General features: G+C 66.6%; 16 protein-coding genes. 10 read left to right on the top strand and 6 right to left on the bottom strand.

Going from position 1 to position 14,302, the window contains the following annotated elements; translation table 11 throughout:
- Positions 1 to 2 precede the first annotated feature (2 nt).
- The gene (locus tag OG405_RS02300; RefSeq protein WP_327149981.1) at positions 3 to 422 is read right to left on the bottom strand and encodes a hypothetical protein; all 420 of its coding nucleotides are present in this window, start codon (positions 420 to 422) and stop codon (positions 3 to 5) included.
- A 313-nt stretch (positions 423 to 735) separates the two neighbouring features.
- Between OG405_RS02300 and OG405_RS02295 the strand changes: the two genes are divergently transcribed.
- Complete coding sequence (locus OG405_RS02295; RefSeq protein ID WP_327149980.1) at positions 736 to 1,683, top strand: diacylglycerol/lipid kinase family protein; 948 nt, start codon at positions 736 to 738, stop codon at positions 1,681 to 1,683.
- A 250-nt stretch (positions 1,684 to 1,933) separates the two neighbouring features.
- Positions 1,934 to 2,188 (top strand): WhiB family transcriptional regulator, encoded by a 255-nt coding sequence (locus OG405_RS02290; protein WP_327149979.1) that lies wholly within the window; start codon positions 1,934 to 1,936, stop codon positions 2,186 to 2,188.
- A gap of 212 nt (positions 2,189 to 2,400) precedes the next feature.
- On the opposite strand, the gene OG405_RS02285 is transcribed toward OG405_RS02290, so the two are convergent.
- Positions 2,401 to 3,915, bottom strand: coding sequence for a sensor histidine kinase (locus OG405_RS02285; protein ID WP_327149977.1), 1,515 nt, complete (start codon positions 3,913 to 3,915; stop codon positions 2,401 to 2,403).
- Positions 3,916 to 4,469: 554 nt separating this feature from the next.
- Here OG405_RS02285 and OG405_RS02280 point away from each other — a divergent pair.
- Complete coding sequence (locus OG405_RS02280; RefSeq protein ID WP_327149976.1) at positions 4,470 to 4,877, top strand: hypothetical protein; 408 nt, start codon at positions 4,470 to 4,472, stop codon at positions 4,875 to 4,877.
- Between the two features lie 466 nt (positions 4,878 to 5,343).
- On the opposite strand, the gene OG405_RS02275 is transcribed toward OG405_RS02280, so the two are convergent.
- A complete protein-coding gene (locus tag OG405_RS02275) occupies positions 5,344 to 5,559 on the bottom strand; it encodes a biotin/lipoyl-binding carrier protein (RefSeq protein ID WP_327149975.1) in 216 nt (71 codons plus the stop codon).
- A 143-nt stretch (positions 5,560 to 5,702) separates the two neighbouring features.
- On the opposite strand from OG405_RS02275, the gene OG405_RS29080 reads away from it, so the two are divergent.
- Entirely contained in the window at positions 5,703 to 5,777 is a 75-nt protein-coding gene (locus OG405_RS29080; RefSeq protein ID WP_022597109.1) for a 50S ribosomal protein bL37, read from the top strand.
- A 96-nt stretch (positions 5,778 to 5,873) separates the two neighbouring features.
- Here the strand turns inward: OG405_RS29080 and rsrA are convergent, their stop codons facing one another.
- Positions 5,874 to 6,146 carry a mycothiol system anti-sigma-R factor gene (rsrA, locus tag OG405_RS02270; RefSeq protein ID WP_327152617.1) on the bottom strand — a complete coding sequence of 91 codons (273 nt, stop codon included), beginning with the start codon at positions 6,144 to 6,146 and terminating at the stop codon, positions 5,874 to 5,876.
- Between the two features lie 20 nt (positions 6,147 to 6,166).
- Positions 6,167 to 6,853, bottom strand: coding sequence for a sigma-70 family RNA polymerase sigma factor (locus tag OG405_RS02265; protein WP_442790650.1), 687 nt, complete (start codon positions 6,851 to 6,853; stop codon positions 6,167 to 6,169).
- 289 nt (positions 6,854 to 7,142) lie between these two features.
- Between OG405_RS02265 and ybaK the strand changes: the two genes are divergently transcribed.
- Positions 7,143 to 7,634, top strand: a complete 492-nt coding sequence (ybaK, locus tag OG405_RS02260) for a Cys-tRNA(Pro) deacylase (protein ID WP_327149974.1) — start codon at positions 7,143 to 7,145, stop codon at positions 7,632 to 7,634.
- 137 nt (positions 7,635 to 7,771) lie between these two features.
- The gene (locus OG405_RS02255; RefSeq protein ID WP_327149973.1) at positions 7,772 to 8,074 is read left to right on the top strand and encodes a hypothetical protein; all 303 of its coding nucleotides are present in this window, start codon (positions 7,772 to 7,774) and stop codon (positions 8,072 to 8,074) included.
- A 63-nt stretch (positions 8,075 to 8,137) separates the two neighbouring features.
- On the opposite strand, the gene OG405_RS02250 is transcribed toward OG405_RS02255, so the two are convergent.
- The gene (locus OG405_RS02250; RefSeq protein ID WP_327149972.1) at positions 8,138 to 8,998 is read right to left on the bottom strand and encodes an SOS response-associated peptidase; all 861 of its coding nucleotides are present in this window, start codon (positions 8,996 to 8,998) and stop codon (positions 8,138 to 8,140) included.
- A 183-nt stretch (positions 8,999 to 9,181) separates the two neighbouring features.
- On the opposite strand from OG405_RS02250, the gene OG405_RS02245 reads away from it, so the two are divergent.
- The 4 genes from OG405_RS02245 (at position 9,182) to OG405_RS02230 (ending at position 14,299) form a co-directional block, all read left to right on the top strand.
- Positions 9,182 to 10,687 (top strand): aldehyde dehydrogenase family protein, encoded by a 1,506-nt coding sequence (locus OG405_RS02245; protein WP_327149971.1) that lies wholly within the window; start codon positions 9,182 to 9,184, stop codon positions 10,685 to 10,687.
- 81 nt (positions 10,688 to 10,768) lie between these two features.
- Positions 10,769 to 12,079, top strand: a complete 1,311-nt coding sequence (gene aroA / locus OG405_RS02240) for a 3-phosphoshikimate 1-carboxyvinyltransferase (RefSeq protein WP_327149970.1) — start codon at positions 10,769 to 10,771, stop codon at positions 12,077 to 12,079.
- Entirely contained in the window at positions 12,076 to 13,077 is a 1,002-nt protein-coding gene (gene rsgA / locus OG405_RS02235) for a ribosome small subunit-dependent GTPase A (RefSeq protein WP_327152615.1), read from the top strand. Before aroA ends, rsgA begins: the two co-directional genes overlap by 4 nt.
- Positions 13,078 to 13,324: 247 nt before the next feature.
- The gene (locus OG405_RS02230) at positions 13,325 to 14,299 is read left to right on the top strand and encodes a hypothetical protein (RefSeq protein WP_327149969.1); all 975 of its coding nucleotides are present in this window, start codon (positions 13,325 to 13,327) and stop codon (positions 14,297 to 14,299) included.
- The last annotated feature ends 3 nt before the right edge of the window (positions 14,300 to 14,302 follow it).

Raw genomic sequence — 14,302 nt, 5'->3', positions numbered from 1 at the left:
CCTCATTCCTCGATCGCGGAGCCGTACTCCTGCGCAGCCCAGCGCGAGGTGGGCGGCGCGAACAACAGCCCCAGCACACCCAGCGCCACCACCCCCAGCACCGTCCCGTACAGCGGCTGCCCCGAACCGAACAACAGCGACCACACGACCGGCAACAACAGCAGCTGAGCGATCACCGCGATCGCCCGCCCCCACCGCTGCCCGAACAGCAGCCCGATCCCGGAGGCCAGCACCGCACCCCCCAGAATCCCGAACCACATGGCCGTCCCGTACCCGCTGACATCGTCCTCCCGATGCCCCAGCAATGCCCGCACGATCAGCACCGCCGCCACGGTCACCGCGACCGCACCCTCCAGCGTCACCAACCCTCCGGCCCCGCGAACGGTCCCGGGCACACCACCGACGTCTTTTCGCTCGACCACCCGGCCAGCTTAGGTGGACATGCCCCCGGCACCGCCCGCAGCGTCACGCGATCGAGACCCCGAGATCCCGATCACATACCGGTCGAACCGAAGCGACGAGTGGCGAGCCGTCCAGACATTGCGATCACCGAGCACACGCAGTGCTGTGAGTCTCCGCGAACCGGTCGAGGCGCACGTTCGCCCAACACCTTTCGACGGCTCCGGATGCGCTGCCTCCGCGGGTCGTGGCCCGACCCACGGAGGCGGGGCCATCAACACAACCCCCGCGGCGCCGGAGGGGCCGCGATTCGACACAGTCCATTAAGGTGCGTAGGTGCGGACGTTGTTGATCGTCAACCCGAATGCGACCTCTACCACGGCGGCCACGCGTGATCTGCTCGCGCACGCCCTCGAGAGCCGGACCCAGTTGACGGTGGCGCACACGCAGCATCGCGGGCATGCCGCCGAGCTGGCGCAGTGGGCGGCGACCAACGAGATGGATCTGATCGTCGTGCACGGCGGGGACGGAACCGTCAACGAGACCATCAACGGGTTCGTGCCGCTTCCCCAAGTGGACGACGATCAGGTGTGGCGGCCACGGCTCGGGATCATTCCGGGGGGGTCGGCCAATGTGTTCGCGCGGTCGCTGAACATCAAACCCGATCCGGTGGCGGCCACCAATCAGTTGATCGATCTGTTGAAGGCCGGTGATTCGGATCGCCGAATCGGGTTGGGGCTCACCGATGATCGGTGGTTCTGTTTCAGCGCGGGGGTGGGACTGGATGCCGATGTGTGTGCCGCGATCGATACGGCGCGCGCCAAGGGGCATGCCGCGACGCCGTCGCGTTATCTGCTCACGACGGTCCGGCAGTTCTTCCGCGTCAAGCGGGACCGGCCCGAAGTCACCGTGCACGTGCCCGGGCGCGAACCTGTTTCCGGCGTTCATTACGCCTTTGTGACCAATACCAGTCCGTGGACTTATCTGAACGCCACTCCGGTACGCACCAATCCGGGTACCAGGTTCGAAACCGGACTCGGTGTGTTCGCCGTGCGAACCATGGCGTTACTGCCTACACTGCGCCTGGCGACACAACTGCTGTCGCCGCACTCCGAGCCGAAGTCGCGGAAATTGCTCCGTGACGACGACGTCCCGTCGGTGCGCATCACCTGCGCCGATCCGATCGGTCTGCAAATCGACGGCGACTTCATCGGCAAACGCGACGTGGTGGATTTCACCGCTGTACCCAACGTCCTGGACGTGGTCGCACCGCGACCGGTTTGAACCGACGCATTCGGGAAATTCATCCCGTTGTGCTGCAGAAACCGGCGTAGGCGAGTACAAAGGACTGCGGCGGTCCCGATGCGGGACTTCAGTGCGTGAGCTTCCCCACGGTGCATCGGATACCTATTGACATCTACGGTGTTCGTGAAAGCATTCACAAGCAACCGTGCGGAAACATTCAGTTCGCACAAGTGCACGACCCACCAACCGAACGGCGCCCTGTGCGGCGCCTTACAAAGGAGCAGAAGGAATGGACTGGCGCCATAAGGCCATCTGTCGCGATGAGGACCCTGAACTGTTTTTCCCGGTGGGCAACAGTGGTCCTGCGCTCGCGCAGATTGCCGATGCCAAGCTGGTCTGCGCTCGCTGCCCCGTTACCGCCGAATGCCTGTCCTGGGCTCTGGGATCCGGGCAGGACGCCGGTGTATGGGGCGGAATGAGTGAAGACGAGCGGCGTGCGCTCAAGCGCCGCAATGCGCGCACCCGCACTCGCACGACCGTCTAGAGCGCGGGGAAGCGATTACCGGACCCAGCCCGGCCCGGGGAGTCGCGAGTGCCCGGCACCAGCATTCTGGTGCCGGGCTGAATTTTTCTCCGATCGACTCCCACGGACAACTGATAGTTTGCAGGAATAAATTCCAGCAAATCATTGCCATGTTTCCGACCACAGACGATCACAGCTATGCATAATTGAAACCGGCGAGTTTCCGTCGGGTATCAACGTGCCGAACGACGCCCCAATGGCACCCGCAACACCGCGTCCGTTCCGATATCGGCGCCCGGGTGCAGGCCGATCGTACCGCCCAACTCTGCCGTCACCAGTGTGCGCACGATCTGCAGGCCCAGACTGTCGGAGGATTGCAGGCTGAATCCCTCCGGAAGCCCGCGCCCGTCATCGCTGATGATCACATCCAGCCAGCGTGCCGACCGCTCCGACCGAATGGTCACCGTACCGTTCTGGCCACCGTCGAAAGCGTGCTCGATAGCGTTCTGCACCAGTTCGGTCAGCACCATCACCAGCGGAGTCGCGCGTTCGGCCGAGAAAACCCCGAGCGATCCCGCACGCCGCACCGTGATCCGAGCCGTGTGCACGGTAGCGACATCAGCCATGATCGGCAGCAACCGGTCCACCACCTCGTCCAGATCGACTTCCTCATCGACGGACATGGACAGCATCTCGTGTACCGAGGCGATCGAGGTGACCCGGCGCACCGACTCGGTGAGCGCCACCCGCGCCTCGTCGTTCTCGGTGCGGCGCGCCTGCAACCGCAGCAGCGCGGCCACGGTCTGCAGATTGTTCTTCACCCGGTGATGGATCTCACGGATGGTGGCGTCCTTGCTGAGCAGCGCCCGGTCCCGGCGTTTGACCTCGGTGACATCACGCACCAGCACCGCGGCCCCAGCCAGTTCCCCGTGTGGCCGTAGTACCAGGGTGCGCAGCAGGACCGTGGCGCCACGCGCCTCCACCTCCATCCGACGGCCGGTACGCCCCGCCAACGCGGCCTGGATATCCCCGACCACCTCCTGCGCGTCGAACGGATCGGTGATCAGCGACCGCGTCGTCGTCGCCAGATCCTGCCCCGCCAGATCGGCCTGCAACCCCATCCGGTGATACGCCGACAACGCGTTCGGACTGGCGTAGGTGACGGTCCCCTCGGTATCGAGCCGGATGAATCCGTCCCCCGCCCGCGGACTGGAATGCGTGGCAGCGCGGTCCTCGGTGGTCGGGAACGTCCCGTCTGCCATCATCTGGCACAGATCGTCGGCGCACGCGACATAGGCGATCTCGAGGCTGCTGCGCACCCGCGATCGCTGCCGGTCGGTATCGCGGCTGAGTACCGCGATCACATCCTCCCCGCAACGCACCGGGATCGCTTCCCGGATCGCGTGCACCGGATGCGGGTGATAGACCCCCTGCGCCTCCCCCTCGGTATCGGTCCGCACGATCTCCCCGCGGGTGAGCGCCTCGATCACCTGCGAATGCTCCGCATGCCGCGCGGTGTTACCGACCAGATCCTCCAGATGCACCGTCGGCGCGGTAGTCGGCCGGCACTGCGCGACACAGACGATTTCGGCGCCATTGTGCACCGGCCCGTCCCCCACCCACAACAGCAGATCCGAGAACGAAAGGTCGGCGAGCAACTGCCAATCCCCGACCACCCGCTGCAGATGATCCACCGCCACCCCCGGCAGATCGGTGTGCTCGGCAAGCAGATCACTCAGTGTCGACATACCGACGAGCTTTTCACAGTGTTTATTTGCGGCGCCTTCGGCGCCGCGGGTCGGGGCCCTATTAACCCCGGCCACGGAGGTAGACCATCCGGAACAGACGGGAGGGGTGCGGACGTATGCCTCGATCGGGCTTGGGAAAAGGCTCAGAGCGCTGTCGGTACTCGATGGCCCCGATCTATGGACAACCGACTGCACGCGCTCAGACGCTTCGCTCCAGAACAGGGGACCCGACCACGAAGGTCGACCATCCGGAGTAGACGGAAAGTGAGTGTAGGGGCGGGTTCTCGGGGAACCGGGATTCACGGGTCCCGAGTGCTCAGTGTGGTCGGCGCGCGCTCCGGGCGGTCGCCGGACATGTTTCCGGTCACTGCGCCTCTTCGCTCGGCTCTTCGAACTCGGCCGCTGACAACAGCGGTGGATCATCCGGAGTAGCCGGGGGCCGTTGCGAACGTGACCCGAACCAGAGTGCGCCCACTGGCTTCGGTCGTGAACTCCGGCATCAGGTAATCGCGAATCTCGGTGTCAGTAGAATCCTCGACAACGATGGGAGTTGCATGTCGGAGGTCTCGCAGCTGACGGCGATTGATTCTGCGGGCGCGCTCTGGCCGGTCCTGCTTCGTCCGGGTGAGCTGTCGGTGACTCGAGTCGAATTGGTGAGTCAGGGCGTGTTCGGATCGGTTGATGACGACTATCTGAGCCGTCTGCTCGCGGTCCGCGAGTACCTGGAGGCGCGGGGGCAGCTGTTGTGTTGTCAGGGAGCTCGGCCGGATGTGTGGCCGTCGGGCATGTTGCGGCAGTTCGAGAATGGTCGGCGGGCATACGTTCTCGACCACGATCGCCGTGGTGGGGAGTTCGAGACAGTCGATATCTTCGCTCCGGCGCCGGCCGAGGTTGTCGTCAGCGTGGTGGAGCAGGGCAAGGCCGTCTTCGCGTTCTATGGCTTGCCCTGGCGGGGAGAGTAGCTGCTCGTCTGGCCTGCCGTGCTCGGCCCACTCCCCTTGCCTGATACCGATGTCCGGATTCGCGATCGCAAGAATCGCTCGCTCGGAGGCGGTGTCGAAATTCGCGATCAGCCGCCGCGAAGATTCACGATCAGAACCAGCTCACAAAGGTCGAGGTCGCGGCCCGCGTCCTGTCCAGAAGCGACCGAGCAGGGAACCGAGCACCCGGGTGCGTGCCGGAGGCACTCCAGAACCAACCCAGCCAACACCGAGCACGCCGTAACCCAGCCGAACTTCTCGAGAAGACTCCGCCTGCTCGAGGAGAACTCCGCACAGATCTTCCGTCCACTCCGGATGGTCCACCTCAGTGGTCGGGGCCCGCCCCGGTTCTGGAGCGACAGAGCGAAGGAGCGCAGCGACTGAGCGCCGGAGTGAAGAACCGGGGTTAATAGGGCCCCGACCCGCGCCGCCGAAGGCGGCGCCGAAACTACTGCACGACGGCGATCAGGTCGCCCTGCTGGAGTACCTGGCCGGGGGTGACCGCAATGGATGCGACTTCGCCGCCGATCTCGGTGATCACCGGGATCTCCATTTTCATCGATTCGAGCAGCACCAGGGTTTGGTCGACGGCGACCTGGTCGCCGACTTCGACTTCGACGGTGAGCACCGTGGAGACCATTTCCGCCCGCACTTCTTCCGCCATGACACCCCGTTCGCTAGGTTCGTTCCGGTCCGGGGCCGGGGCCCGCTGTACCGCCGTCGGTACAGCCAATCACACGTGGAACAATGGCGGGGATCAACATGTACTCCCCGCAGTCGCGGGATATGTCCCAGGAGGAGCTACCTATGGGTAAGCGTGGCCGCAAGAAGCGTAGCCGTAAGGGAAATGCCGCGAATCACGGCAAACGTCCCAACGCCTGAGCCGACCGGCTGAGGCCGGGGCACAGACCGGAACGGCCCGCACTTCGTCGAAGTGCGGGCCGTTCGTTGGTGTCGGGAGCGAATCGGGAGACGCTGTCAGGCCCGGCCCGGGTCGACCGGGAGGTCGCCGGCGCGGAAGGTGACCCCGCGGATCTCGACGGTGAGCCGTTCGCGGAGCGAATCGGGGGCCCGGTCGCCGCCGCATTTACGGTGCAGCATGCTCTTGATCTTCTCTTCGATGCCGTATGCCTCGATGCACGGCGCGCAGTGGTCCATATGGTGCTGGAGCCGTTCGCGGGTGTTGTCGTCGCATTCGCCGTCGAGCATGAGCCAGACGTCGGCCAGTACCGCCGTGCAGTCGAGCTCCATATCGGGATCGTGCTCGGTGCTCACTGCTTGACCTCCTGGCGTACCGCCGCGGCGGTATCGGCATCGCCGGGCGCGGCTGCGGTGCGGTTGAAGCCTCGCTCGCGCGCCACATCGGCGAGCAAACCTTTCAGTTGTTTCCGGCCGCGGTGCAGCCGGGACATCACCGTACCGATCGGAGTACCCATGATGTCGGCGATTTCCTTGTAGGGGAACCCTTCGACATCGGCGTAGTACACGGCCATCCGGAATTCTTCGGGCAGTTGTACGAGCGCGGCCTTGATGTCGTCGTCGGGGAGTGCGTCCAGGGCTTCGACTTCGGCGGAGCGCAGTCCGGTGGAGCTGTGCTCAGCGGTGGCCGCGAGCTGCCAGTCGGTGATCTCTTCGGTCGGATACTGCGCCGGCTGACGCTGTTTTTTGCGATACGAGTTGATGTAGGTGTTGGTGAGGATCCGGTAGAGCCAGGCCCGCAGGTTGGTGCCTTCTTTGAAGGATTTGAAACCGGCATAGGCCTTGACGTAGGTCTCCTGGACCAGGTCCTCGGCATCGGCGGGGTTGCGCGTCATCCGCAGGGCGGCGCCGTAGAGCTGGTCCAGCATGGGTAGCGCGTCCCGCTCGAACCGCTGGACCAGTTCGGCGGCGGTCTCCGGCTGCCCGGCAGGCCGCGCGTCGGCGCCGGTGTCGGTCGCCACGTCGTCCTCGCTCGTCACACGTGTCCCTTCGATCGGCTTACCAGCCGAATCTACCGGGAGTGTGAACTGCGGGAAGAACCGCGTGCGCGCCGGAGCCGGATCGTGGTGGACCGGGCGTGGTTCGACGAGAACGGACACCGTCACTCCTTCACTCTTGCGCGGGTCCGCACCGGCGGAACTCCTCCGTTCCACTCGATGCGCTGTTTCTGCCGCGTACAACTCACTGCGGTCACGAAGTGTTCCCCGACCACGGGAAAGACACCTCACAGTCCGGTCCGTCTCCCGTTCCGGCGGTAGGGTCCGGTCCATGGCAGCAGCCGCCACACCGGCGATCCGGGCATTGGTCTCCGCCCGTATCGCACACACCGTGCACAGTTATGACCACGATCCGCGGGCCGGCACCTTCGGGGCTGAGGCGGCCGATGTGCTGGGTGCCCGGCTCGGTGTCGAGGCGGGGCAGATCTTCAAGACGCTGGTGCTGGAATTGTCGACCGGCGCCCTTGCGGTCGCGGTGCTGCCGGTGTCCGTCACGCTGTCGCTGAAGGCCGCCGCGGCGGCGCTGGGGGCACCGAAGGCGGCCATGGCCGAACGCACCCGAGCCGAACGCGGTACCGGCTATGTTCTCGGCGGTATCTCGCCGCTGGGGCAGCGCAAGAGGCATCCGACGGTGGTGGACGTCTCGGCGCTGGACTGGGATCAGGTGTTCTGTAGCGCCGGGCGGCGAGGCCTCGAGGTCGCGCTCGCCCCCGCTGATCTGGTCCGGTTGACGGGCGCCGTCACCGCTGCGGTCACTGCCTGAGGCGGCGGTCCGCCCGGGCGGCTCTCCCGGCCCAGGGGCCGGAACCCCGCGCGCCGGTCCGCAATTCCCCAGGTCAAGGGGTCTCGTATGCGTTACTTGGTACGACCGATCGTCCGATCCCGAGGATGTGATGCGATATGTCTCCGCGCAAATCCGTGCGCACCGTGTTCTTCGCTGTATCCGCGGCTGCGGCATTGTGCGTCGGCCCCGTGGTGCTCGCAGCGCCGATGGCTCTCGCGGCGCCGGGTGAATTTCCGCTCGACGGCCGAGGCGGCTCCGAGAGCGAACCGGAGAGCAGCAGCCCGGAGAACGATCCGGGTAAGCGGGCCGAGAACGCCGGTGGCGGCCTGGCGACCGAAGTCATCGATCTCAGCGCCGACATGCTGAAATGTGGTTTGAGTATCGCTACTCCGGCAGTCAAGTGCCCTCTGGGTAGCTGAGCGAGGCGACTGCCCGGGGCGGTTCGCCGCCTCGGGCGGGCCCGATCATGCGATGGGTACGGGTTACAGCAGGGTGGTTTGTTCTGCCGTGCCTCCGACGGGTGCCAGTAGTTCCGGCCCGTTGTTGCGCACACTGTTCACCAGCGGTGAGACCGGCCGGGCCGCGATCTCGGCCACCAGTTCCGCGTTCGGCGGCCCGAGTAGTTCGGCCGGTGCCGGATGGTCGGGGTCCAGCCAGGCGTCCCAGTGTTCGGGGGGCAGGGGCAGGGGCATCCGATCGTGGATACGGGTGAGGTCCCCGATCGCGTCGGTGGTGAGGATCGTGCAGGACAGCAGTGGTTCGGGGTTGTCGAGCGAGCGATCTTTCCAGACCGACCACAGACCGGCCATGTAGAGCCGGGATCCGTCGGGGTGGGACATGAAGTACGGGTGTTTGACCACCTTGGGTTTCTTGCCTCTTCCCGGTCCGGCCGGGTCCGGCTCGACCAGCCATTCGTACCAGCCGTCCATCGGCACCAGGCAGCGCCGGTATTTCACCGCGTCCCGGAACGACGGGAGTGTCGCGGCCTTGTCCGCGCGCGCGTTGAACAGCGGTTTTCCCTTCACCGGGATGCCCGGTTCGGCGGCTTTCGTCCAATGCGGGATCAGACCCCACCGCATCCGCCGGATCCGGCGGCCGGGGGTGTCGTCGGGGTGTTCGTGGGTATGCCGGTCGACGACGGTGAGGATCTGGGTGGTGGGGGCGACGTTGTAGTTCACCCCCGGCATCCGGTCCGCGGAGGTGGTCGTGGCGCTGTCGAGCGCAGCGTCTCCGGCCGGCGGCCCGCTGCCGCCCGGCGGCCGGGGAGTTTCGGTCTCGTCGATGGCGTCCAGCTCGACCGCGAGCCGTCCGGGATCCGTCGTCGTCGCATACCGTCCGCACATATTCCGATACTTGCATCGACTACCGACAGATCAAGACAATTCCGGTCCGGTCCGCGACAATGATGCTAGTACTTGGTGACGTGTTGAGAGTTATGTCTTAGCATTCTCTCACCGGGACGCGGTGGTCACAGGCTGCCCGTTCACGCGCGCAGCCATACGCCCTACTTCCACCGAGGAGAATCTGTGACAACCACCGAAAACGCTACCGAGAAAGATTCGGTGCTCACCTCGGTCGATCCGGCCACCGGAGCGACCCTGGCCACGTACCCGATCGCCGACGAGAAGGCGGTCGCCGAGGCTGTCGCGAAGGCGCGTGCCGCCGCTCCCGTCTGGGAAGATCTGGGCTTCGACGGCCGGAAGAAAGCGCTGCTGCGCTGGTCCAGCCGGCTGGTGGCCAAGTCCGACGAATTCTGCGCGCTCATCCACGCCGAGAACGGCAAACCGCTCGACGACGCCTTCCTGGAACTGATGCTGGCGCTCGAGCACATCGCCTGGGCCGCCAAGCACGCCAAGAAGGTCCTCTCCCCGCAGAAGGTTCCGTCGGGCCCCCTGATGGCGAACTTCTCGGCCCGGATCGAATACCGGCCGCTCGGCGTCATCGGCGTCATCGGACCGTGGAACTACCCTGTCTACACACCCAATGGATCACTGGCCTATGCGCTGGCCGCCGGTAATACCGTGGTGTTCAAGCCTTCGGAATTCTCCACGGGTATCGGCAACTTCCTCGCCGAGGCCTTCTCCGAGGCCAACCCCGAACTGCCCGAGGGCGTATTCGTCGCGATCAACGGATTCGGCCCCACCGGGGCGGCCCTGGTGAAATCCGGCGTGGACAAGGTCGCGTTCACCGGTTCGGCTGCCACCGGCCGCAAGATCATGGCCTCGGCCGCCGACAACCTCACCCCGGTCCTGCTGGAATGCGGCGGCAAAGACGCCGTGATCGTGGCAGCGGACGCCGACGTGAAGGCCGCCGCCGACGCCATCGCGTGGGGCGCGACCTCCAACAGCGGGCAGACCTGCGCCGGCGTCGAACGCGTCTATGTCGACAAGTCTGTCAAGGAGGAGTTCCTCGCCGAACTGACCCGCATCCTCAAAGGCGTGAAGCCGGGTTCGGACAAGAACGCCGCCTACGGTCCGATGACCATGCCGAGCCAGATCGATATCGTCAAGAAGCATATCGACGCGGCCCTGGCCAGCGGCGGCAAGGCTGTGCTGGGCGGTCCGGAATCGATCAAGGGTCCCTTCGTCGAACCGGTCGTACTGGTCGACGTGGACGAGGACTCGGCGGCGGTCAAGGAAGAGACCTTCGGCCCGACCGTCACCGTCACCACGGTGGACAGCATCGACGAGGCGGTGGATCTGGCCAACAACACCACCTTCGGACTCGCCTCGGCGGTGTACTCGAAGAACCAGGGCCTCGAGATCGCCCGTCGGCTCGCGGTCGGCGCGACCTCGGTGAACTCGGTGCTCGGCTTCGCCGCCATCCCCGGCCTGCCCTTCGGCGGCAGCGGCGACTCCGGTATCGGCCGCATCCACGGTGAGCCGGGTTTGCGTGAATTCGTGCGACCACATTCGATAGCGGTGCAGCGCTTCACGATTCCCGGGATGGCATTGCAGAGCTACCGGCGCACCCAGACGAACATGAAGATGCTGCGCCGGATGGTTCCGCTGCTGCACGGCCGGAACAAGTAGTCCGACCGGCCACGAACGGAAACGCGATCGGTGGTGCTCGGCGACACACTTACGAGCACCACCGACACGCATGCCACCCCCATGCGCGAAGATGGTCGAGTGAGTTTCTGGCCAGCGCCCCATGTCGATGCCCCTGTGCATGCGACCGTCACCCTGCCCGGCTCCAAATCGATCACGAACAGAGCTCTGGTCCTGGCCGCGCTCGCCGACGGCCCCTCGACCATCACCGGTGCCCTGCGCAGTCGTGATACCGGCCTGATGATCGCGGCGCTGCGCGCTCTCGGCATTCAGATCATCGGTGACGCCGATACGCTCGCCGTCACCCCCACCCCACTCCAGGGTGGCCGGGTGGACTGCGGACTGGCCGGAACAGTGATGCGGTTCGTACCCCCGGTCGCGACCCTGGCGGCGGGTGATACCGCTTTCGACGGCGATATCGCCGCGCGGGTCCGCCCGCTGCGCACCATCCTGGACGCCCTGCGCGGGCTCGGCGCCGCTATCGAGGGTGACGCGCTCCCGTTCACCGTGCGCGGCTCGAGCGCCCTGCGCGGTGGCGCCATCACCATCGACGCCTCCGGCTCCTCCCAGTTCATCTCGGGACTGCTGTTGTCGGCCGCGCGGTTCGACGAGGGCGTCGTCGTACGCCATTCCGGAAATGCGCTGCCGTCCATGCCGCATATCGAGATGACGGTCGAGATGCTGCGCCGCGCCGATGTCACGGTCGAGGCGCCGGCCGATGTCCGGGGCGAGCAGACCTGGTCCGTCTCTCCCGGCCCGATCCGTGCGGTCGACTGGACCGTCGAACCGGACCTCTCGAACGCCACCCCGTTCCTGGCCGCGGCCGCGGTCACCGGCGGGCGGGTCAGCATTCCGCACTGGCCGCGGTTGACCACCCAGGCCGGCGACGTGATCCGGGAAATCCTGGTCCGAATGGGCGCCGAGGCCGGCTTCAGCGACGGCGCGCTCACCGTGACCGGTCCCGATCGACTTGCCGGCATCGATATCGACCTGCACGATGTGGGCGAACTGACGCCGACGGTCGCGGCGCTGGCGGCGCTGGCGGATTCGGAGTCACGGTTGCGCGGTATCTCCCATCTGCGCGGTCACGAAACCGATCGGCTCGCCGCCCTGTCCACCGAGATCAACCGGCTCGGCGGGCAGGTGACCGAAACGGAGGACGGCCTGGAGATCGTCCCGGCCCCGCTGCACGGCGGCCGTTGGCATTCCTACGCCGATCACCGGATGGCCACGGCCGGTGCGATTCTCGGTCTCGCCGTCCCGGGTATCGAGATCGAGGATATCGGTACCACCGCCAAGACCCTGCCCGATTTCGTCGCCCTGTGGGAATCGATGCTCGATCCGCAGACGGCCGAACCGGGAGCGGCTCACTGAGCCGGCGCGGCCGGACCACCGCCTCCTACGACGAATCCGATGTCCGGGTGCGTCCCGGGCGGAGTTCGCGGCCGCGGACCAAGACCCGCCCGGAGCATCGCGACGCGCAGCCGGCGATGGTCGTCTCGGTGGACCGGGGTCGCTGGGGCTGCGTACTCGACGGTGATCCGCAGCGGCTGCTGGTGGCCATGCGGGCCCGGGAATTGGGACGCACCCCCATCGTGGTCGGCGATCAGGTCGATGTGGTCGGCGATATCTCCGGCCGGGCCGATACGCTCGCGCGGATCGTCCGGGTCGCCGAGCGCACCACGGTGCTGCGACGCACCGCCGACGACACCGACCCGTTCGAGCGGGTGGTGGTCGGCAATGCCGAAAAGTTGTTCATCATGGTGGCCCTGGCCGATCCACCGCCGCGCACCGGTTTCGTCGAGCGGGCGATGGTGGCCGCCTACGCCGGCGGTCTGGAACCGGTGCTCTGTCTCACCAAGCACGATCTGGCCGGGGAGTCGGAGTTCGCGGCCGCGTTCGACGATCTGGATCTGTCCATCGTCTACGCCGGGATCGACGATCCGCTCGACGGGGCCCTGAACCAGCTCACCGGCCATATCACCTGTTTTCTGGGCCATTCCGGCGTGGGGAAATCCACCCTGGTGAACCGGCTGGTACCCGACGCCGAGCGGGCGGTCGGCGAAGTTTCCGGTGTCGGCAAGGGCAAACACACTTCTACACAATCGGTGGCGCTGCCGCTGCCCGGCGGCGGCTGGGTGATCGATACTCCGGGTATCCGGTCCTTCGGGCTCGCGCACATCACCCCCGACGATGTGATCGCGGCGTTCACCGATCTGGCCGAGGCGATCGAGAACTGTCCACGTGGCTGTACACATCTGGGTCCCCCCGCCGATCCCGAGTGCGCGCTCGACGAACTACCGGACCGAGCGCGCCGGGTCGAGGCGGTCCGCCAGCTACTGGTCGCGTTGAATTCCAATGATCAATGGTGAGAGCGGCGGCTGATCCCGGCTAGCGGGGTGGCGCGGTATGCATCACCATGGGCCGCGCCGGGAGATCGTCGACCGGTGCGGCGGCCGCCGCCCACCGCTTACCGGACCCGCTCCGCCGGCTCCTCGTCGTATGCCGTGGGGTCAGTGTGCGCGTACTGACCGACAGGCACTCAGAACCGCCCGGTCGAACCGGATCGACCGGATACAAAATCCTTTGTTATGCTTCAAACATAACAAGGAGGTCCCCGTGAACACCCTGAGCTCGATCCGGCTCTGCCTACTCGTCGGACTGCCACCGATCCTGGCCGCCGTTCCCAATATCGTGCTGCTGGCCGCAGCGGCCGATCGGCTGCCCGATCCGCTGGCGACCCATTTCGCCGCCGACGGTGCCGACGGGTTCACCGGGCGTATTGCGACCATGTTCGTCTCCGCCGGAATCGGCGCCGGCCTGGCCATCGTGTTCGCCGCGATCCTGCTGGCCGGAGTGCGCCGGAACCTACCGCTGCGCCGGGCCGACAGCGCCGTGGACCCGATCCGACTGCTCGTCGGAACCGCTTGGGGCGTGGGCGGATTCCTGGGGGTGATCATGCTGGCGGGCACGATCGCCAACCTCGACATGCCCGACCCCGCGCAGGTCACTCTGTCCGGCTGGGCGTTCGCGACCGCAGCCATCGCCGGACTGCTGCTGGCGGCGGCGGGCTGGATCGCGGCGCCGGAGAGCCCCGTCGAGGCGACGGCACCGGCGCCGGCCGAACCGCTCGCCATCGGGCGGACCGAAAAAGTCAGCTGGTCGCGACGGGCCGCATCGCCGTGGATGCTGATGGCCGGCGTGGTCGCGGTGCTCATGGGCGTGGTACTCGGGTTTGTCGCGCAACCACTGATCGGAGTACTGCTGGCCCTCACCGGGGTGCTGCTCGCCCATCTGGCGCTGCTGCGGGTAGTGGTGGATCAGCGCGGACTCACCGTGGGAATCGGACCACTCGGGTGGCCCCGATGGCGGCTGCGCCCCGAGGACATCGCCGAGGTGTCGGCCGAGGACATCTCGCCCCTGCAGTACGGCGGATACGGTATCCGGCTGATCCCGGGTGCCACCGCCGTCGTGCTGCGCGGCGGACCCGGCCTCGTGGTGACCCGCCGTTCGGGGCGCCGTTTCGTGGTCTCCGTCGACGATGCCGATACGGGTGCGGGTGTGCTGGCCGGTGTTGTCACTCGGGCGGGCTGAACC

Source organism: Nocardia sp. NBC_01329 (assembly GCF_035956715.1).
GTDB lineage: Bacteria > Actinomycetota > Actinomycetes > Mycobacteriales > Mycobacteriaceae > Nocardia.
This window is presented reverse-complemented; position numbering and strand designations above follow the sequence as displayed.

Bases quoted from the DNA above. Each gene is read 5' to 3' on its own strand.
- OG405_RS02290 (WP_327149979.1), top strand. From the start codon at position 1,934: ATGGACTGGCGCCATAAGGCCATCTGTCGCGATGAGGACCCTGAACTG.
- OG405_RS02285 (WP_327149977.1), bottom strand. From the start codon at position 3,915: ATGTCGACACTGAGTGATCTGCTTGCCGAGCACACCGATCTGCCGGGG.
- OG405_RS02280 (WP_327149976.1), top strand. From the start codon at position 4,470: ATGTCGGAGGTCTCGCAGCTGACGGCGATTGATTCTGCGGGCGCGCTC.
- OG405_RS02275 (WP_327149975.1), bottom strand. From the start codon at position 5,559: ATGGCGGAAGAAGTGCGGGCGGAAATGGTCTCCACGGTGCTCACCGTC.
- rsrA (WP_327152617.1), bottom strand. From the start codon at position 6,146: ATGGAGCTCGACTGCACGGCGGTACTGGCCGACGTCTGGCTCATGCTC.
- ybaK (WP_327149974.1), top strand. From the start codon at position 7,143: ATGGCAGCAGCCGCCACACCGGCGATCCGGGCATTGGTCTCCGCCCGT.
- OG405_RS02255 (WP_327149973.1), top strand. From the start codon at position 7,772: ATGTCTCCGCGCAAATCCGTGCGCACCGTGTTCTTCGCTGTATCCGCG.
- OG405_RS02250 (WP_327149972.1), bottom strand. From the start codon at position 8,998: ATGTGCGGACGGTATGCGACGACGACGGATCCCGGACGGCTCGCGGTC.
- aroA (WP_327149970.1), top strand. From the start codon at position 10,769: ATGCGCGAAGATGGTCGAGTGAGTTTCTGGCCAGCGCCCCATGTCGAT.